This window comes from Pseudomonas sp. GM50 (assembly GCF_000282375.1).
Classification (GTDB): domain Bacteria; phylum Pseudomonadota; class Gammaproteobacteria; order Pseudomonadales; family Pseudomonadaceae; genus Aquipseudomonas.
This window is the reverse complement of record NZ_AKJK01000064.1, coordinates 24,935-43,749: the sequence shown is the minus strand read 5'-3', so window position 1 is coordinate 43,749 and position 18,815 is coordinate 24,935. Positions and strand designations below refer to the sequence as shown.

Below are 18,815 nucleotides of genomic sequence, written 5' to 3'. Positions count from 1 at the left end.
TAGACGAAACGGTACTGGCGACTGACGCCACCCAGAGCTTTACCGCCAACTTCAGCTCGGCGTTTGGCGCTGATGGCGCCGGCACACAGACCTATGCGCTGGGCATGACGGCCGGTGCCTCCGGGTTGACCGACACGGCCACCGGCGAGGCGGTCAACCTGTCGCTCAACGGCGCCGTGGTCGAAGGCCGCACGGCCACCACCAACCTGCTGGTGTTCACGCTCAGCGTGGCCGCCAATGGTGACGTCACCCTCGATCAGCTGCGCGCCGTGGTGCATCCCGACGCGACCAATCCCGATGACGCGACGAGCCTGAGTTCGGACAACCTGGTCACCCTGACCGCAACCATCACCGACAAGGACGGTGACAGTGCCCAGGCAACCCTCAACATCGGCCAGAACCTGGTGTTCGAGGACGACGGGCCGAGCATCCACACCACCGGCACGGAGCCCATCCTGACGGTAGACGAAACGGTACTGGCGACCGACGCCACCCAGAGCTTTACCGCCAACTTCAGCTCGGCGTTTGGCGCTGATGGCGCGGGCACATTGACCTATGCACTGGGCGTCACGGCCGGTGCTTCCGGACTGACCGATACGGCCACCGGCGAGGCGGTGAACCTGTCGCTTAACGGCACCGTGGTGCAAGGTCGCACAGCCACCACCAACCTGCTGGTGTTCACGGTCAGCGTCGCCGCCAACGGTGACGTCACGCTCGACCAGTTGCGCGCCGTGGTGCATCCCGATGCGACCAATCCCGATGATGCGACGACGCTGTCGGCGGACAATCTGGTAAGGCTGACGGCGACCAAAACCGACAAGGACGGCGACAGTGCCCAGGCGACCCTCAACATCGGGAAGAACCTGGTGTTCGAGGACGACGGCCCATCACTTGCATTCGGCAACCTGATCGGTACCGGTAGCGTCCTGCCGCAATTCGGGTTCTGGGACCATTCGGCGGGCGCCGACGGGCTGGGTGCAGCCGGTCTGGATATTTCGGTGAATAGCCAGTTCACCCTCGTCAGGCCAGACAACACGACCACGACCGGGACCGCCACGCTCACCGAGCAGTCGCCCTCACCGGACGGCAGTGGCGCGTACCACTTCGCAGGGACGTTGACCGGTGATTTCGACAACAACGCCGCAACGGCGGATACCAGCGTCGACTACACGCTGACCGCCTTTGCCAATGGCCGCTATGCACTGGATCTGGTGCAAGGCTTCAGTTCAGAGATCGTGCTCAGCACTGCCGACGGCGCACTCGGTGCCGGCGGTCCGGATCCAGTGCGCACATTGTTAATTCCAGAGCAGAATCCGCCGATTATTCCTTCGCCATCTGAGGAGGTTGTGTTCTTTTCCGCGAAGGCACTGGCGTCAACTTCGGACATCCTGACCGGTATCGGACCCGGAGCACCCGACCCCACCGAAACCACGCTACAAACCGACCCCCTGCCCTCGTACATCGACCCGTCGGCCATGAACGTCAGCACGGCCGGCATCGGCGTCGCCAATAACCTGTTCCAGGGAGACAATCTGGCGGCCATCGGCGTTAATGACGAAAGTTTCGTCGTCAATCCGGAGAGCCTGCTGACAAGCATGCGGGTCTTCATCGACAACTCCGTGGGAGGTTACAACACGGCAACCGAGGACCTGTACTACAGGGCCTACTACGAGGATGGCACGTTCTCGAACCTCATCGAAGTGAACACCCTGACTCCGGAGGCAGGCGGACAGGTATCCTTCCTCATTGAGAGCAATGGCACGAATCTGATCGACGCTGTTCAGCTCACGATGGCCCGAGGCGAGATCAAGATCCCGACGATCCAGTTCACTCATGAGAGCGAGAGCCTGGCCAGCGACGTCCAGCTGACGTTCAACGCGACGCTGACGGACAAGGATGGGGACTCGGCGACGAGTACGTTCGACGCCAACCTGTTCGCCAACGACCTGGACAACGCCACCTTTGACTTCTCTCTGGTGGGCACGGGCGGTGAACGTGATGCCTTCAACATCGATTTGTCAGTCGATGAGAACCTGTATCAGGTCACCGGCTTCGATGCGAACGCAAACCTGCGAGACGCCTTGGTGCTCAACGGCGACCAGAGCGCGGTTGTCCAGTCGATCGACAACACCGGCGCAGACAGCATCGTGACGGTTGCCGAAACGGGCGGACAAGTCACGACCATCACCTTGGTCGGGGTCGATCTTCTGACTAGCGATATTGTTTTTGGCAGCGTCTGAGAAACGCGCGTAAAAGAAATGCGAGGGTGGCGCAAGCTACCCTCGCATTATCTTTTTTCAGTTCCAATATTGGATCCGCACGCTTGTATCAACCCCGACACCCTGTGGCAGACGCGCCCGAGGGTGTCAAAACGTCTTTTTTTGACGTGAAACCAAATCCAGTTCCACCCACGTGGACTCGGGTGGCTTTTCGTTGTTGGTGAGCCCGTGCTTCAGCGCATACATCAGCAAATCGATACGGTTGATCAGATTAAGCTTTTGATAAATGTTGCTGAGGTGGTTGTGCACGGTGTGTTCACTGATGCCCAAGCGCCCTGCGATGCACATGTATTTGGCGGACGGATCCCCCACGATGGCACGAATCAGTTCCCTCTCGCGCAGTGTCAGCCGCGCCTGTTTCGCCTGCTCCAGATTGCATTTCAAGTGAATATTCCCGGTCGCGGCATAGCCGGACAGCCCACCGGCCCAGGCTCTATCCAGTCCGATGTCGCGGTGGTGAACCGTGATGATGGCCTGGATGATCGATTCCGTCGGGTCTTCCGCCAGCACGATGCCGCGAGCGCCCGCCTCTATTGCCTGGGCAACGGGAACGGTTTCGTACAGGCCCTTGAGCACCAGCACTTTCATTTCGGCGCTGCGGGAGAGCTCGGCGACGACCTCCAGCGGGTTCAACGCATCTGGAAAGAAGCTGAAGAAAATCACATTGGGACGCAACTGATCGGCAAGATCCAGCGCATTGGTATAGGTGGTGGCCTGGCCGCTCACTTCCATCTGAGGCTTCCTGGCATTGATCAAGTCGTGTAGCCCCATGAGAACGAGGGGACGACAATCGATCAGCATCACGCGTATTGGTTTTCTGTGGGTCGTCATTACTTTCCTGACTCCCTTGAAGAATTAACTATGACCTCCCTCCCTTGGCCTTCCTGAATCAGCAGCTTGCTCACCTGGCCATCGTGATCGAAGGACAGATGCGAGCGCCGACAGGCCTTGACGGTGCCCACCCGGGCATTCATCCCCTGGGGCACTTCCACTGGCTTCACCTATAAGGATTACGGACGTTTCCAAAAGCCTGGCAAAGCCATCGAGGCAACTAAATAGGAATAATCATCAATAGCTTGCGCATGATTGATGTGCTCCCTCGATCTGTTCAACTGAGTCTAGGCCAGACCAGCACACTGCCAGCACGCCCATCCGCCAGTCGTCGACTCAAGCCTCATACGGTTAGTCCGACCGACGTTACCAATAGCTATCTTTCCCTATAAATTCATCGACTTAGGCTCACGCTGGCGACCTGTGACCACAGTCTGACCCCGATCAAAATCGTCAATTAACCGACGAGTGGCGTGCGCACAAGTGCAACCGCAACACTGACGTCAATTTATCGGCGAAATTACCTCACCCGAGCCATGGGAATGGACTGAGGTGCTCGAGTTTTTGCGACTACAGCGCAGCAACCAGCTGAACTGCTGGAGGTTATGGCTCAAGTGAGGACGGGGGATCCGCAGTCGATACCGCGGAAGAATCAGGGGGTTGTAAGGTTTTGGCTGGAGCGGCTGGGGCTCAACCAGGCATTAACGCTTTCGACACCCTCGGCAGGCGGCTTTCCCGCCCAGCGATTGAGCGTGAGTACATTGGTGACGAACTCGTATTGCGTCTTGAGCAGGTCACGACGCGCCCGGAATTCGTTGCGCACGCTGGTCAGTACATCGACGGCATTGACCATTCCGTAATCGAGCGCTTTCTCTGCGGCCACTCTGGACAGTTGTGCCGAGGCCAGGGCATTGCGGCTCGCACTGATCTTTTCTCCGCTCGAATTGGCGGTCAGGTAAGCGCTGGTGATCTCCTTGACCACCCGGCGCCGTATCGCTTCCAGTTCCTGCTCGGCGGTAATCTGATCCTGGTAGAGCCCACGGACCCGCGCCGAGGTCGAACCGCCACTGTACAGCGGCACCTGCACGCCAATACCGGCGACATAACTGTCGGTGCGCGGCGCCAGGGCATTGTTATAGCCCTCGTTGGTCTGCTGCGCGCTCAGCGTAAGACTCAAGGTCGGATAATGCCCGCCCTTGCCGCTGCGCAACGCAGCGCCCGCGGCTTCCACACCGCTTTCGTTGGCCTTGAGCGCCGGGTTTAGCGCGATACCCTCGCGCACCCAGGATTCCAGACTCTGCGCCGAAACACGTAATTGCACGTCATCGCGAATCCGGTTGAGCTTCTCCTTGACCGGACGGCCGACGATCTCCGCCAGCGCCTCACGACTGATACTGGCCTGGTTCTGGGCATCCAGTTCCTGCGCCGCCAGCAAATCTACCCGGGCCTTGAGGTCGAGCTGATCAGTAATCATTGCCAGCTGCTTTTCGTACAACGCATTGACTCGGTCCAGACTCTTTTGCGTGGTTCGACGCTCCGCCTTCACCAACTCCAGTTCATCTTCGGCCGCCAACGCGCTGAAGTAACGCTGCGCCAAGTCCACTGTGGCCTCGGCCTGGGCATCCAGCGCTTGCGATTCGGACTGCTTGGCCAGGCTTTTGAATTTTTGGTAGTTCTCCCACGCGGTCTTGTTGTAGAGGTACTGACGCAGCACCAGGCTGTAGTTTTCGCTATCGTAACTTTGCTGCACCAGGTCGTTCTCCTGATGAATCCGATTCGTCCCGGCGTTGAGCGATACCTGCGGGAACAGCGCGCCCATGGCCTCGCGCTGATGTTCCTTGCCCGCCTGCGCTTGCGCATAGGAGGCCAATACCCGTGGGTCTTCCAGCCGTGACTCACGGTACAACTGCATGAGGTCGGTGGAAAACGTCGAGGCGCTGACCCCGGTCGGCGGGGCTGCAGTGGTTTGCGCCAGGGCGCCCCCCGCTGCAAGCATGAACGCACCGCCCAGCAAAACTGCCGATGCGTTCATGGTCATTCCTCGATCATCGATTGAGACATGGCATCGCGGGCCGGCTGCATCAAGTACTGCAACAGCGTGCGTTGCCCGGTGATGATCAATACGTCCGCCGGCATCCCCGGCAACAACTTGCGCTCACCCAAGGTGCGCGCGCCGTCCTCGGTGACCCGCACCCGCGCCAGGTAATAGGCCGTCCCGGTCTTTTCGTTGGTCAGGCGGTCAGCCGATACGCTGCTGACCTCGCCTTCGATCACCGGCGTGGTCGAGCTTTTGAACGCGCCGAAACGGATATCGGCACGCTTGCCGATGCCGATACGATCAATATCCACAGGCGCCACCTGGGCCTCTATGACCAGCTCGGAAACCGATGGAACGATATCCAGCAGCGGCGTCGCCGGGCTCACGACACCACCAATGGTGTGCACGGTCATGCCAATCACCATGCCCGCCTCGGGTGCGCGGATGACGATACGGCTGAGCCGGTCTTCCAGGGACGAGGTTTTCTCTTGCAGGTCGTACATCCGGGTCTGAACCTCGGCCAGCTCCTTGACCACCTCGGTATTGAAATCCTTGTCGATTTGCAGAATCTGCAGCTGTGTTTCGTTGATCTGCAGACGAGTCTTGTTAATAGTGGAACGGTGATCAGCCACCTCCGACCTGAGCATCCCCAGCTTGCGTTCCTGCTCGAGCAGACGTTGTTTGTCAACGAACCCTTGCTTGAGCAGGTCGGTCAATTCAACGATTTCACCGCTGTAGGATTTCTCCAGTTGAACCTTGGCAGCAATCATCGACTCCAGTCCCTTGATCTGTTGACTCAACTGGCCAATGCGCTCGCGCAACACCGAGATCTGACCCAGCCGCGAGCCCTGCCGGGCGTTGAATACCTGAGTCTCGCCCTGACGTGCCTCCACTCCGCGCAGACTGTCCGGGTCGGCTATCTCCCCAAAGCTGATCGCCGACAGTGTGTCGCGCTCAGCCCTGAGTCTTGCCTCCATGGCTCTGGTCGCGGCCAATTGGCCTCGGGTCATCTCGTATTCGAAGCGCAACTGGGCATCATCAAGAATGATCAGCGGATCACCACGCTTGACGATGTCACCGTCATGAACCAGTACCGTTTTGACGATGCCCCCTTCAGGATGCTGAACCGTTTTGCGGTAAGTCTGCACGGTGACCACCCCCGGCGCGTAAGCGGCACCGTCCAGGGGCGCGAGCGCCGCCCAAGTGCCGAACAGGCCGAAGGTCACCCCTACAATACCAATGCCCAGGCGGCGTGCTTTACGATCAGATATCGGCAGGCCGGCGAAGCTTTCAATTTGACGACTGGGCATCGTAGGGTTCATCGGCGTCGCCCTTGCTGGTTTTGACCGAAGCCATGGTGGCGCCTGCCGACATGGCGTGCTTTTGTGCCTGCTGTTTCTGCGTGAGTTCGGCGAGCACTTGCTCGCGTGGCCCATAGAGACTGATAACCCCTGCGTTCATCACCATGAGTCGGTCAAGTTGCGACACAATGTTGGTTCGGTGGGTAATGACAAACAGGGTCGCGCCGCTCTGCTTGATCTGCTGGATGGCTGCCACCAGGGCGCGATCACCGACTTCGTCAAGATTGGAGTTGGGCTCGTCGAGAATAATCAGCCGCGGGTTGCCATACAGGGCACGGGCCAGTCCGATGCGCTGGCGCTGCCCTCCCGACAACATGAGACCCTCGCTGCCAATGACGGTGTCGTAGCCATCGGGCAACTGCAAAATCATTTCGTGAACGCCAGCGGTCCTGGCAGCCTGAATGACTTTCTCGGAGTCGACCTCGGCGAAGCGGGCAATGTTCTCGCTGATGCTGCCTTCGAACAGTTCAATGTCCTGGGGCAAGTAACCTATATGCGGCCCAAGTTCATGTTTGTCCCACGCGCTGATGTCCGCGCCATCGAGCCGGACCACGCCATGCTGCGGCACCCATACCCCCATCAGTGCCCTGGCCAGGGTCGACTTGCCCGCGGCACTGGGACCGATGATGCCGACAACGCAGCCGGCAGGTACGCTGAAACTTATGTTGTTGATGATCGGCGTTTTCGAGCCAGGTGCCGCGACGACCAGATTCTCCACCTGTACATGCCCCTGAGGCGCAGGCAATGACATACGCTCGGGTTGGGCTTGTTGTTTGTCGAGGATGTCGTTGAGACGGCGGTATTGCGAGCGAGCCGCAATAAAGCCCCTCCAACTGCCGATGATCAGATCGATGGGAGCCAATGCGCGCCCTAGCAGCACGGCCCCGGCAAACACCAGGCCAGCCCCCACTTGATGGTCCACGGCCAGGTATGCCCCCATGCCAAGGATCAGTGATTGCACCAGGATCCGGAAGGTCCTGGAAAGCGTGCTGACTATGGCACCTCTATCGCTCGCCTGGCCCTGCAGCAGCAGGACGTTTCTTTGACGATGCCCCCAACGGTCCATAAGGGTTTCAAGCATGCCCATGGACTCGATGACTTCAGCGTTGCGCAGATTTTTCGTGGTGTAGAGCGTCGCGCCGATATGTTCCTTGTTCGCCTGCGCAAGTGTCGGCCCCGTCAGCCTCTCATTGATAAACGCGAGCAATAACAACAGCAGCGCACTGCCCGTCGCTACCCAGCCAAACCAGGGATGAAACACGAACATCACGGCGATATAGATAGGCAACCAGGGCGCATCGAAAAAAGCGAACAGACCGTTACCGGAGAGGAACTGTCTCAAACCCGTCAAGTCGTTGAGCGACTGGGCCGAGGCATCCATCCCACCACTGTCCAGAGCCCGTTTGAAACTGGCCTTATAGACCTGGCGACTCAGCAACACATCCAGCCGGGTACTGACCCGAACCATGATGCGCGAACGAATCCATTCCAGGGAGCCGAGCGTGATTATCAGCCCGGTCATGATCAGCGTCAGCATTGCCAGGGTTGTCAAGCTTCCGCTGGCCATCACTCGCCCATACACCTGAAGCATATAGAAGGTGGGCACGAGCATGAGCGCGTTGATGAAGAAGCTGAAAAAACCAACAGAAATAAAGCTGTCTCTACAGGCTTTCAACGCATTCTTCAGGCTGTTTTCAGGTGTGCTTCGCATTGAAACCCCTGCTCGCAAAAACCATCCTTTGCAGCTTAGATCATGCCGAACGACTGTGTGTAGCAATCGGCCGGAGTGCCTCGAACACGTCTGTTCCATCGCAATGCCCGAGTAAACCGCTTTTCGTAGGAGCCAGGCTTGCCGGCGAAGGCGCTCTCAAGGACGCCTTCGCCGGCAAGCCTGGCCCCTACAGGACCTGCATGACCCCGTTGGCGCGTTTTTTTCAGTGCGGATTTTTCATCCTTGGCAAGTGAGGTAATGATGATGCCCGGGCTGATGGTGTTGACCCGTGCGATCCCTGTCAGGAGCTCATTCAGAACCATCCTGAAACCGCACCCGATACCGCCCCGGGCTCTCCCCCGTCCACTTCTTGAACGCCCGATGAAACGCACTCGGCTCCTGGAATCCCAACTGTTCGGCAATATCACTGATGCTCGCCTTGCTCTGGCGCAACCGTTCAAACGCCACCGCGCGCCGCACTTCATCCTTGATTTCCTGATACGAACAGCCTTCGCGCCCCAGTTTGCGGCGAAAGGTACTGGGGCTCAGGTGCTGCTCCAGGGCGAAGGCCTGCAAGGTCGGCCACTCGCTGTAATGGCTGTGGCGCAGGCGCTGATGAACCTGCGACGCCAGCCCATGCTGGTTGCGGAAGCGGATTACCAGCCATTGCGGCGCGGTGCGCAAAAACACTTTCAGCGAGGCAAGGTCTTGAACCACCGGCAGCCGCAGGTAGTGACTGGCGAACTCGATTTCGGTGCGTTCGGTGCCAAAGGTCAGGTTGGGGCCCCAGAGCAAGGCATCATCACGCAGCGACAAACGCTGATGGCGAAAGTCCGCACGATCGATAGGAATGCGCCGCCCGGCCAGCCAGCACAGCAGACTGATCATCAACACCAGAAACGTTTCTTCGCCCAACCGGCTGACCTCGCTGTTCTGCGAACGGGTTTGCAAGCTGATGACCGCACGCTTGCCACGCACACTCAACGTGCCACGAAAATCGCGCAGGAACAGGGCGAAATTGGCCAGGCACTGACGCATGGCTTTTTCCAGCGTCGGCTCCTGAATCAATGCCCGACAGATCAAGGCAAAACTGCCCGGTGGCATGCCGTGGGAGTCCAACTGGAAAAATTCGTCGTTCAACTCACGAATCTGCACCAGCCACAACGCGGCGAAAGCCGTGGCCGGCACCCGTGCCGTCGGCTGATCCATCAATGCCGGATCAATTCCCACCTGTTCAAGCACTGACCGCAGACGCTGCGGTTCCTCACGTAGCGCATGGATCATGGGGTACATGAAGTAAACCGCCACCGAATCCGTTTCCCGCATTTGAATGCCTCTCTCGTTACATCTGAATATGGCAAAAAACGCCATCACCCTTGAACAGTTTTGGCATAGGCCAGCGGCGCTGCTGATTCTAGACTCGTACCCAACAAAAAAGACCTATTCAGAGAGCCGACATGAACCATTCCGATATTTTTGTAGTGAGCGCCGTCCGTTCTGCCATCGGCGGCTTTGGCGGTTCACTCAAGGATGTGCCGCCTATTCAGTTGGCAACCGACGTTTGCCGCGCCGCTATCGAACGATCAGGCCTGGCGCCCGAGCACATCGGCCATGCGGTGATGGGACATGTGATCCCGACCGAGGCACGCGATGCCTACATCTCCCGGGTGGTCGCGATGAATGCCGGCCTGACGAAAGAGACGCCCGCCTTCAACGTCAACCGCCTTTGCGGTTCGGGTTTGCAGGCGATTGTCAGTGCCGCGCAAAGTTTGATGCTGGGGGATGCGGGCGCTGCGCTGGCAGGCGGCGTCGAGTCCATGAGCCGAGGCGCGTACTTGTTGCCGCAGGCGCGCTGGGGCGCACGCATGGGCGACATGCAGGCCGTCGACTACATGCTTGGGGCACTGCAAGACCCGTTTGCCGGTTTCCACATGGGGATCACCGCTGAAAATATCGCCGAACACTATGGCATCACGCGTCAGGCCCAGGATGAATTGGCGCTGCTCAGCCAGCAGCGTGCTGCCCGGGCGATTGCCGAAGGGCGTTTTGCCGGGCAGATCGTGCCGATCGAAATTGAAACCCGCAAAGGGACGGTGTCGTTTGCGACGGATGAGCATGTTCGGGCTGAGGTCAACGCCGAGCAATTGAGCCGCATGAAACCGGCGTTCAAAAAGGACGGTAGCGTCACCGCCGGCAACGCCTCCGGCCTCAATGATGGTGCCGGCGCACTGATCATGGCCACCGGGCAAGTCGTCCAGGAACAAGGCCTCAAGCCCATGGCCCGACTGGTGGGTTATGCCCACGCAGGCGTTGAACCTTCGATGATGGGGCTGGGACCGATTCCCGCCACGCGCCTGGTACTCAAGCGCGCCGGTCTGACCGTTGCCGACCTTGATGTGATCGAGTCCAACGAAGCCTTTGCCGCCCAGGCTTGTGCCGTAGCGCAAGAGCTGGGCTTCGATCCACAGAAGGTCAACCCCAACGGTTCGGGCATCTCGCTGGGCCATCCGGTGGGCGCCACTGGCGCGATCATCGCCACCAAAGCCATTCACGAATTGCATCGCTGCCAAGGCCGTTATGCCCTGGCGACCATGTGCATCGGCGGCGGCCAAGGCATCGCTGTGTTGTTCGAGCGGGTTTGATAAGGACATGCGCATGAATCTTCAGAACATTGGCGTCATCGGCGCCGGCACCATGGGCAATGGCATCGCGCAAGTCTGCGCCCTGGCCGGCCTCCACGTGACCTTGATCGACATCTGCGAGAGTGCCTTGCAAAAGGCAATCGCGACCGTCGATAAAAACCTCGATCGGCAAGTCGTCAAAAACACGCTGACGCACGAGCAAAAGCTCGCTGCCCTCGACAAGATTCGCACCAGTACCGATTACAACAGCCTGCAAAACGTGCAAATGGTGATCGAAGCCGCCACCGAAAACCTCGATCTGAAGCTGCGCGTGCTGCAACAAATCGCCGCGCAGGTCAGCGCCGACTGTGTGATCGCCTCCAACACGTCATCGCTGTCCATTACCCAACTGGCTGCCAGCGTCAGTCAGCCTGAGCGTTTCATCGGTCTGCACTTTTTCAATCCGGTGCCGGTCATGGGCCTGATTGAAGTGATTCGTGGCCTGCAAACCAGCGATGCCACCCACGCCTTGGCGCTGGACATGGCGACCACCCTCGGCAAAACCGCAATCACCGCCGGCAATCGTCCGGGATTCGTGGTCAACCGGATTCTGGTGCCGATGATCAATGAAGCGATCCTGGTGTTTCAGGAAGGCCTGGCCAGCGTCGACGACATCGACGCCGGCATGCGCCTGGGCTGCAACCAACCGATCGGCCCGCTGGCGTTGGCGGACCTGATCGGCCTGGACACCGTGCTGGCAATCCTTGAAGCCTTCTACGACGGCTTCAACGACAGCAAATACCGCCCCGCTCCACTGCTCAAGGAAATGGTCGCCGCCGGTTACCTGGGACGCAAAACGGGGCGTGGCTTCCATGCCTATGCCTGAGCGTTGCTCACGCTTCGCCGAACACCGGGACAAGGTGCTGGAGCTCTTTGCCAGCAAGGGTTTCGGTCAGGTCGGCATGCGTGAGCTCGCGAGCTCCCTGGGGCTCGCCACGGGCTCGCTGTATCACCATTACCCCAGCAAGCAGCACTTGCTGCTCGACCTGATCGAGGAGTTCTATGAAGAGCTGCTGGCCACCCTGGGGCGCATCGAACAAACGGCCCCGGCAAAACGCGACAGACTCAACCAATTGATCAGCGCGCACCTGAATCTGCATCAGGAAATGCCCTGGCATTTTCGTCTGGTGGAGCGTGACAGCGGCTGCCTGAATGAAGAGCAACAGGAGCGGGTCCGGCAACTGCGCGAGCAGTACGAACGCAAGTTGCTGCTGATGCTCGGCATCCGCCCCCGATTCAGTGAACCGGGCCGGATGGCCGCCGGTCATGCCATCGGCGCCTTGCTCAACAGCGCGCCCAGTTGGCTGACGCACTATTCGCTGGATGAACGAGAGCGCGATAATCTGCTGGAAAACATGGTGAGTGGCGCCATCGAGCGGTTGCTGGCGCCAAGACGCACGTGTGAGACGATAAGCATTGCACTGGTTTGACCGGAAGGACTGAGTTGACTACTTTGGTGCGTTAAAGGAAATCATCTCGTGCGACAAGGAGTGTCGACAATGTACCCGTCCGTTCGTTCGTCTTTTACCCTGGCCTGGACGCTGCCCCTGGCATTCTGTGCGGTGGCCGCCCAGCCGCCGCTCGATCCGCTGGAGACCCTGAACCGCATCAACCACAACTACAACACCCTCAAGGACGCTTGCCAGGAACCCGATACCGGTGCCGCACGCGGTCACTACTACTGCAGCGGCGTGACCTTGCGCATGGTCAACGACGGGCCCTTCAACCCCTGGGACTACAGCCCCTACGCAATCAAGATCGGCGCGACCTCCTACTCCTGGATCCGCAAGGACCTGAGCACCCGGATTCTCATTCACCCGGCCGGTTTCATCCTGCGCACCCCAACCGATGCGGCGGCCTTGAGCCTGCCGGTCAAGGAGCAGGGCTGGACCTGCATCTACGCCTTCGATGGCGGTACCGGGCCGGAGCGCAAGTGGTACGGCTGCGGCTTCTTCGACAACCGCGAACCTCCGCGTGCAGCCCAGGGCGCGATGAACAACCGCAACTCCGCCCTCGCCTACGGCACCTGCGCGGAAGCGGCGGTAAGCACCGCCGAGCAATGGACCCGGAAATACACCGGGCTGATGAAAGGACCGATCCAATACAGCCAGTGCTCCTGGAACGCGGAAAAACCCAGCGACTGGAACGCCATGATCCGCGTCCACGAGTCCCGGCCGAACACTACCAACAAGGACCCCTTCGCCTTCAGTGCCCAGGTCAACGAGTTCATGTTGAAGAATGCTTCGGCGACCAACGACGGCAGCGAGAACATGAAGTACATCGATGCCTTCATCTACAACGTCAACAGCACGCAGAACTTCGCCACCCGCGGTGATCAGGCGCCACCGAAACCGGAGGACGGCCTGAACAGCGCGCGCAACTTCCAGAAGAAACTCCAGGCCCAGGGCTACAGCGTGCCGATCCTGCGGCTGGACTTCACCAAACCTGCGGAGCAACGTTTCAGCTATGTCGCCGCCGACCAGGCGATAGACCTTACGGTTGCTGGTGGTACACAGCCAACGCCGACTGCACCTGCGCCCAGCTACATTGCTGCGGCCACCTGGGTCGAGCGTTACGACCCGGGCAGCAAGAAAAACGAATGGAGCCTCAATGTCACGCCCACCGCTCAGGGCAAGGCGATCCAGGCCAGCGACCAGGACGCCTTGTACAAGGAACTGTTCGAGCTGCGTGGGGCCGATAGCCAGTGGCGCGACAACGAGAAATCACCGGGCAGCATGCGCCAGCAACTGAGCTGTCTGGTGCAGAACTATCCGGCCAAGACCGAATGGAACCTGGAACCGTTTCGCCCCAATGTCACACCCCAGGAAGCGGCCAAGGCCGGTTGCAATCCGCTGCCGCTCCAGGCACCGCAATACATCGCGTCTGCCGATTGGGTCAAGCGTTACGACCCCGGCACCCGCAAGGATGAATGGACCTTGAGCGTGGTGCCCACGGCAGCTGGTCGCGCCTTGCCCAACGAGCAGGCCGGAGCTTTGTACAACCAGCTGTTCGCCCTCAAGGGCGCGGATAGCAACTGGCGCGACAATGAAAATTCCGCCGGCAGCATGCGCCAGCAATTGAACTGCGTACTGATCAACTACCGCAGCAAGACGCCCTGGAATCTCGAGCCTTTCAGGCCAGCATTATCGGACAGCGAGACCCGGGCCGCAGGTTGCAACCCAGTCCCGCGTTGAATGGCTGGCGCGCTGTGGCGCCCTCGCCCGAGGGCGCTGCCGTTGTCCGCCGCAGGTCGCGCAAGTCGCCGGCGAAAGAGAGCGGCACGTGCAACGAACCATTGTGTTTTCTGTATCACCGGCATGGACGCCCGCGCCGGCTATCGGCTCCAACCACAAGGAAGTAGCGCCATGAAAAAACGTCTGAACAGGATTACTCCATTACTTGTATTTCCGTTGCTCTTGCAAACGACATTGGCCAACGCCGAATCATGCGAGGAGACGCTGAAACGGGTTGAAACGTTGTACAACAACACAGTCGATAGTTGCAGGCAGGATCCGGCGTCGGACTGTTCGGGATTGTTGATCAGGGGCACTCACCGAGCCAACCCGGCGAAGGGGGAGAAATGGGATGTATGGAATCCAAGCCCGAAAGCGAAAGAGCTGGGTACTTTTGCCGCTTCCTGGATGCGTGCCGATGGCATCAGTTATGAAGATCCTGGCATGAGCACTCAGAACGGCTACATCATTACTCCGATAGATCTGGTACGCGAGCCTGAGACTGCGGTGCATGTCTACTGTGCATTTCCTAACGACGCCTGGACCGATTATCGAGATGACCGAGGCTGCGGCAACAATAAGAACACCGGCCAGACAGAGGCTGTTTGCCAGGCCATGGCGCCACCTATTATCAACGCTAATGCCTGGGTCGCGCATTTCACCAAGTTCAACAACGACAGGAATCAGGACCAGTTGCAATGTGGCTTCAATATGCGCAATCCCATGAGCAGCAAGGATCGGGTAGACGCTTTTCGAAACTTTATGGGGGCTCGGCAAGTCATCAACACCCGTGAGTTTCAAACCCAGACAGAATTCCGCTTGGGTAACCCGAAAGATGACGAACTACCGATTCTGGCCTTTTTCTACAGCGATCAACGTGGTTTGAACGATGCCTTGGCCAATCAGCGGGACTATAAAGACAAAACAGGAAAAGATCGCAACGTGATCAAGATTGATTTTCCAAGAACGCCGGTTAGCAAGGCCACCTTCTCGTGCGCCAGAACCACGCCTCCACCCGCGCAACAATTTTGTGACAAGTACATCGAATCAAGCACCTGGATACGACGCGAAGATCCGAAACTCGGACCCGACACTTGGTCGCTTGAGGTAGTGCCCACCGCTTGCGGCCGTGCTATCAAGGATGATCAGACCGACAGAATGTTTGCCGAGTTGTACAACAAGCACAAAAACGATGAGCAATGGAGGCAATACAGCATCAACGGTGGGTCAATCCGCCGGCAATTGGTTTGTCATCTGGCGGCAACCTTCGACGGCAAGCCCGTCAGGAACAAGCCCGAGTGGAACCTCGAACCGAAGCGGCCATACGTCGACCAGGCCAAGGCCATAGCGCAACACTGTAATCCTTACTGAGGCTTTAGAGCGGCAAAACCCGACCTGCCGATACCCCAGGTATCGGCAGTTGGCATTTTTTACCCCCGCATTTGTCCTATCCTTTCATCCACCCAACCACTCCGGACATCAAAATGCCTGCCCCCGAATCCACCCTCCTCCAGAGCTGGCACCACAACGCCCAGTCCTGGATCCAGGCGATCCGCACCGGCACCATCGAAAGCCGCCTCAAGGTCACTGACCAGGCAATCCTGCTGGCGGTACTAAGTCGCCAACCCGAGCGTGTGCTCGACCTGGGCTGTGGCGAGGGCTGGCTGTTGCGTGCGCTGGCTGAACGGGCCATCACGGCGATCGGTGTGGATGGCGATGCGACGCTGGTCGAAGCAGCACGGGCGGCGGGCTCTTCGCGGGTGCATCTGGCGAGCTATGAAGAGCTGGTGGAAGCGAAGGTGGACATCGGCAACAACTACGACCTGATCTGCGCCAACTTCGCCCTGTTGCACCAGGACATCATCCCTCTGCTCGCCGCCATGAACGCCCTGCTCGCCCCTGGCGGCGCGCTGGTGATCCAGACGCTGCATCCGTGGATCGCGGCGGCGGGCGACTATCAGGATGGTTGGCGGGAAGAGACCTTCACTGGGTTCAAGGGGCAGTGGCAACCCATGCCGTGGTACTTCCGAACGTTGTCCAGTTGGCTCAATGCGCTGGACATGGCCGGTTTTCGGCTGGCCGGCCTGCAGGAGCCGCAGCATCCGCAAAGCCCTGTGCCGCAGTCGTTGCTGTTGGTGGCGGAGCAACGGGGTGATTGCGACTGACCCGGGGCAAAAGGAACAATCTTGATGCAGTCCTCAACAAGCCCGACAAATGACGCACAAACAAAAACGCCGCTCAAGGAGCGGCGTTTTTGCGTTTGGAGCGCAATACAAGATTCACCTGTATTTCGCACGCCTCAGGCGTTTCAGCTCCAGGGACGGTCTCCATTCTCGTCCTTGATGCGGGTCGGCAGGCCCATCACATCCAGCGCCTTGAGGAACGGCTCGGCCGGCAGCTCCTCGACGTTGGCCATGCGCTGCACATCCCACTCGCCGCGTGCGACCAGCAGGGCTGCCGCCACAGGTGGCACGCCAGCGGTATAGGAAATGCCCTGGCTGTCGGTTTCTGCGTAAGCTTCTTCGTGGTCGGCGACGTTGTAGATGAACACTTCGCGCGGCTGGCCATCCTTGGTGCCTTTTACCAGGTCGCCGATGCAGGTCTTGCCGGTGTAGCCAGGCGCCAGCGAGCTCGGATCAGGGAGCACGGCCTTGACCACTTTGAGCGGCACGACTTCCAGGCCTTCAGCGGTTTTGACCGGTTGCTCGGAGAGCAGCCCGAGGTTCTTGAGTACGGTGAACACATTGATGTAGTGCTCGCCAAAGCTCATCCAGAAACGCACGTTGGGCACGCCGAGGTTCTTCGACAGGGAGTGCACTTCATCGTGCCCGGTCAGGTACAGGTTCTGCGCCCCTACGACCGGCAGGTCGTCGGTACGTTTGACTTCGAACATTGTGTTGCTGGTCCACTGACTGTTCTGCCAGCTCCACACTTGTCCGGTGAATTCGCGGAAGTTGATTTCCGGATCAAAATTGGTGGCGAAATATTTGCCATGGGAACCGGCATTGACGTCGAGAATGTCGATCGAATCAATACGGTCGAAATACTGTTGTTGCGCCAACGCTGCATAGGCGTTGACCACACCCGGGTCGAAGCCCACACCGAGGATGGCGGTGATGTTCTTCTCTTTGCACTCCTCGAGGTGCTTCCACTCGTAGTTGCCGTACCAGGGCGGCGTCTCGCAGATTTTGCCCGGTTCTTCGTGAATCGCGGTGTCCAGGTAGGCCACGCCGGTATCGATGCAGGCACGCAGCACCGACATGTTGAGGAAGGCAGAACCGACGTTGATGACGATCTGCGATCCGGTTTCGCGGATCAGCGCCTTGGTCGCCTCGACGTCCATAGCGTTCAGCGAGAAGGCCTTTATGTCGGCGGGCTCTTTGAGGCTGCCCTTGGCCTTGACGCTGTCGATGATGGCCTGGCATTTGGAGATGTTGCGCGACGCGATAGCAATACGACCGAGTTCATCGTTGTGCTGCGCGCACTTGTGGGCCACCACCTTGGCGACACCTCCTGCACCAATGATAAGCACGTTCTTCTTCAATTTTTCTCTCTCTCCTTCTCTGCCAGCTTACGAAAGGCTGGACATGTAGTCGTTGTAACCGAACTCACGAACCACCTCGACTGTACCGTCGAGTTGTTTCACTACGATGGACGGCATTTTCAGGCCGTTGAACCAGTTCTTCTTGACCATGGTGTAACCCGCTGCGTCGATGAACGACAGCCGATCGCCAATGGCCAAGGGACGATCAAATTGATACTCACCGAAAATGTCGCCGGCCAGGCAGGATTTGCCGCACACCATGTAGGTGTGTTCGCCCTCGCTGGGCGCCAGCTTGGCATTCAGGCGATAGATCAGCAGATCGAGCATGTGCGCCTCGATGGAGCTGTCCACTACGGCCAGGTGCTTGCCGTTGTAGAGGGTGTCGAGCACGGTGACTTCCAGCGACGCGCTCTGGGTGATGGCGGCTTCGCCCGGCTCCAGGTAGACCTGCACGCCGTATTTTTGCGAAAAGGCCTTGAGCCGCGCGCAGAACTCGTCGATCGCATAGCCTTCACCGGTGAAGTGAATGCCGCCGCCCAGGCTGACCCACTCGACCTTGTGCAGCAGATGGCCGAACCGTTCCTCGATGGTGCACAGCATCTGGTCGAACAGGCCGAAGTCGGCGTTCTCGCAGTTGTTGTGGAACATGAAGCCCGAGATCTGCTCGATGACCTGTTCGATCTTCACCGGATCCCACTCGCCCAGACGGCTGAATGGCCGCGCCGGATCGGCTAGCAGGTAATCCGAGCTGCTCACCTGCGGATTGACCCGCAGACCGCGCACCTTGCCTGCTGAAGCTTCAGTGTAGCGCTGCAACTGACCGATGGAGTTGAAGATGATCTTGTCGCAGTTGTCGAGCATCTCCTCGATCTCGTCGTCGGCCCAGGCCACGCTGTAGGCGTGGGTCTCGCCAGCGAATTTCTGCCGACCGAGCTTGAGCTCGTAGAGCGACGACGACGTAGTGCCGTCCATGTATTGCTGCATCAGGTCGAACACCGACCAGGTGGCGAAGCACTTGAGTGCCAGCAGGGCCTTCGCCCCGGACTGTTCGCGCACGTAAGCGATCTTCTGCATGTTCGCCAGCAGCTTTTGCTTGTCGATGAGGTAGTACGGCGTCTTGATCATTTCGAGGCCTCC

15 protein-coding genes are annotated in these 18,815 nt (G+C 59.1%); 7 read left to right on the top strand and 8 right to left on the bottom strand.

Annotation, left to right across the window (positions count from 1 at the left end; all coding sequences use genetic code 11):
• A partial coding sequence (locus PMI30_RS13475) for a DUF5801 repeats-in-toxin domain-containing protein (RefSeq protein ID WP_008010390.1) occupies positions 1-2,240 on the top strand: 2,240 nt, incomplete at its 5' end.
• A 126-nt stretch (positions 2,241-2,366) separates the two neighbouring features.
• Here the strand turns inward: PMI30_RS13475 and PMI30_RS13480 are convergent.
• From PMI30_RS13480 to PMI30_RS13500, 6 genes are all read right to left on the bottom strand, one after another.
• A complete protein-coding gene (locus PMI30_RS13480; RefSeq protein ID WP_008010389.1) occupies positions 2,367-3,110 on the bottom strand; it encodes a response regulator transcription factor in 744 nt (247 codons plus the stop codon).
• A 652-nt stretch (positions 3,111-3,762) separates the two neighbouring features.
• Entirely contained in the window at positions 3,763-5,142 is a 1,380-nt protein-coding gene (locus PMI30_RS13485; RefSeq protein WP_008010387.1) for a TolC family outer membrane protein, read from the bottom strand.
• A 2-nt stretch (positions 5,143-5,144) separates the two neighbouring features.
• On the bottom strand, positions 5,145-6,458 hold the full coding sequence (locus PMI30_RS13490; RefSeq protein WP_032835532.1) for an HlyD family type I secretion periplasmic adaptor subunit: 1,314 nt from the start codon (positions 6,456-6,458) through the stop codon (positions 5,145-5,147).
• The gene (locus PMI30_RS13495) at positions 6,439-8,220 is read right to left on the bottom strand and encodes a type I secretion system permease/ATPase (RefSeq protein WP_008010383.1); all 1,782 of its coding nucleotides are present in this window, start codon (positions 8,218-8,220) and stop codon (positions 6,439-6,441) included. Before PMI30_RS13495 ends, PMI30_RS13490 begins: the two co-directional genes overlap by 20 nt.
• A 35-nt stretch (positions 8,221-8,255) precedes the next feature.
• Positions 8,256-8,543 (bottom strand): hypothetical protein, encoded by a 288-nt coding sequence (locus PMI30_RS0129735; RefSeq protein ID WP_032835529.1) that lies wholly within the window; start codon positions 8,541-8,543, stop codon positions 8,256-8,258.
• Positions 8,530-9,546 carry an AraC family transcriptional regulator gene (locus tag PMI30_RS13500; RefSeq protein WP_008010382.1) on the bottom strand — a complete coding sequence of 339 codons (1,017 nt, stop codon included), beginning with the start codon at positions 9,544-9,546 and terminating at the stop codon, positions 8,530-8,532. The genes PMI30_RS0129735 and PMI30_RS13500 overlap by 14 nt, the downstream gene beginning before the upstream one ends.
• A gap of 131 nt (positions 9,547-9,677) precedes the next feature.
• Here PMI30_RS13500 and PMI30_RS13505 point away from each other — a divergent pair, with 131 nt between their 5' ends.
• From PMI30_RS13505 to PMI30_RS13530, 6 genes are all read left to right on the top strand, one after another.
• Positions 9,678-10,862 carry an acetyl-CoA C-acyltransferase family protein gene (locus PMI30_RS13505; protein WP_008010380.1) on the top strand — a complete coding sequence of 395 codons (1,185 nt, stop codon included), beginning with the start codon at positions 9,678-9,680 and terminating at the stop codon, positions 10,860-10,862.
• Positions 10,863-10,875: 13 nt separating this feature from the next.
• Entirely contained in the window at positions 10,876-11,727 is an 852-nt protein-coding gene (locus PMI30_RS13510; RefSeq protein ID WP_008010378.1) for a 3-hydroxybutyryl-CoA dehydrogenase, read from the top strand.
• Entirely contained in the window at positions 11,714-12,331 is a 618-nt protein-coding gene (locus PMI30_RS13515; protein ID WP_008010377.1) for a TetR/AcrR family transcriptional regulator, read from the top strand. The genes PMI30_RS13510 and PMI30_RS13515 overlap by 14 nt, the downstream gene beginning before the upstream one ends.
• Before the next feature lie 69 nt (positions 12,332-12,400).
• Complete coding sequence (locus PMI30_RS13520; protein WP_008010374.1) at positions 12,401-14,095, top strand: DUF2599 domain-containing protein; 1,695 nt, start codon at positions 12,401-12,403, stop codon at positions 14,093-14,095.
• 171 nt (positions 14,096-14,266) lie between these two features.
• A complete protein-coding gene (locus PMI30_RS13525; RefSeq protein WP_008010372.1) occupies positions 14,267-15,505 on the top strand; it encodes a DUF2599 domain-containing protein in 1,239 nt (412 codons plus the stop codon).
• Positions 15,506-15,618: 113 nt separating this feature from the next.
• Complete coding sequence (locus PMI30_RS13530) at positions 15,619-16,299, top strand: class I SAM-dependent methyltransferase (protein ID WP_008010369.1); 681 nt, start codon at positions 15,619-15,621, stop codon at positions 16,297-16,299.
• Positions 16,300-16,442: 143 nt separating this feature from the next.
• On the opposite strand, the gene PMI30_RS13535 is transcribed toward PMI30_RS13530, so the two are convergent.
• Together PMI30_RS13535 and nspC are read right to left on the bottom strand one after the other, a co-directional pair.
• Positions 16,443-17,678: a saccharopine dehydrogenase family protein gene (locus PMI30_RS13535; protein WP_032835526.1), complete on the bottom strand. Its 1,236-nt coding sequence runs from the start codon at positions 17,676-17,678 to the stop codon at positions 16,443-16,445.
• A gap of 27 nt (positions 17,679-17,705) precedes the next feature.
• The gene (gene nspC / locus PMI30_RS13540; RefSeq protein ID WP_008010364.1) at positions 17,706-18,803 is read right to left on the bottom strand and encodes a carboxynorspermidine decarboxylase; all 1,098 of its coding nucleotides are present in this window, start codon (positions 18,801-18,803) and stop codon (positions 17,706-17,708) included.
• Positions 18,804-18,815: the final 12 nt, after the last annotated feature.

Excerpts from the sequence above, each read along its gene's own strand:
- PMI30_RS13480 (WP_008010389.1), bottom strand. The coding sequence starts at position 3,110 with ATGACGACCCACAGAAAACCAATACGCGTGATGCTGATCGATTGTCGT.
- PMI30_RS13485 (WP_008010387.1), bottom strand. The coding sequence starts at position 5,142 with ATGAACGCATCGGCAGTTTTGCTGGGCGGTGCGTTCATGCTTGCAGCG.
- PMI30_RS13490 (WP_032835532.1), bottom strand. The coding sequence starts at position 6,458 with ATGCCCAGTCGTCAAATTGAAAGCTTCGCCGGCCTGCCGATATCTGAT.
- PMI30_RS13495 (WP_008010383.1), bottom strand. The coding sequence starts at position 8,220 with ATGCGAAGCACACCTGAAAACAGCCTGAAGAATGCGTTGAAAGCCTGT.
- PMI30_RS0129735 (WP_032835529.1), bottom strand. The coding sequence starts at position 8,543 with ATGGTTCTGAATGAGCTCCTGACAGGGATCGCACGGGTCAACACCATC.
- PMI30_RS13500 (WP_008010382.1), bottom strand. The coding sequence starts at position 9,546 with ATGCGGGAAACGGATTCGGTGGCGGTTTACTTCATGTACCCCATGATC.
- PMI30_RS13505 (WP_008010380.1), top strand. The coding sequence starts at position 9,678 with ATGAACCATTCCGATATTTTTGTAGTGAGCGCCGTCCGTTCTGCCATC.
- PMI30_RS13510 (WP_008010378.1), top strand. The coding sequence starts at position 10,876 with ATGAATCTTCAGAACATTGGCGTCATCGGCGCCGGCACCATGGGCAAT.
- PMI30_RS13515 (WP_008010377.1), top strand. The coding sequence starts at position 11,714 with ATGCCTATGCCTGAGCGTTGCTCACGCTTCGCCGAACACCGGGACAAG.
- PMI30_RS13520 (WP_008010374.1), top strand. The coding sequence starts at position 12,401 with ATGTACCCGTCCGTTCGTTCGTCTTTTACCCTGGCCTGGACGCTGCCC.
- PMI30_RS13525 (WP_008010372.1), top strand. The coding sequence starts at position 14,267 with ATGAAAAAACGTCTGAACAGGATTACTCCATTACTTGTATTTCCGTTG.
- PMI30_RS13530 (WP_008010369.1), top strand. The coding sequence starts at position 15,619 with ATGCCTGCCCCCGAATCCACCCTCCTCCAGAGCTGGCACCACAACGCC.
- nspC (WP_008010364.1), bottom strand. The coding sequence starts at position 18,803 with ATGATCAAGACGCCGTACTACCTCATCGACAAGCAAAAGCTGCTGGCG.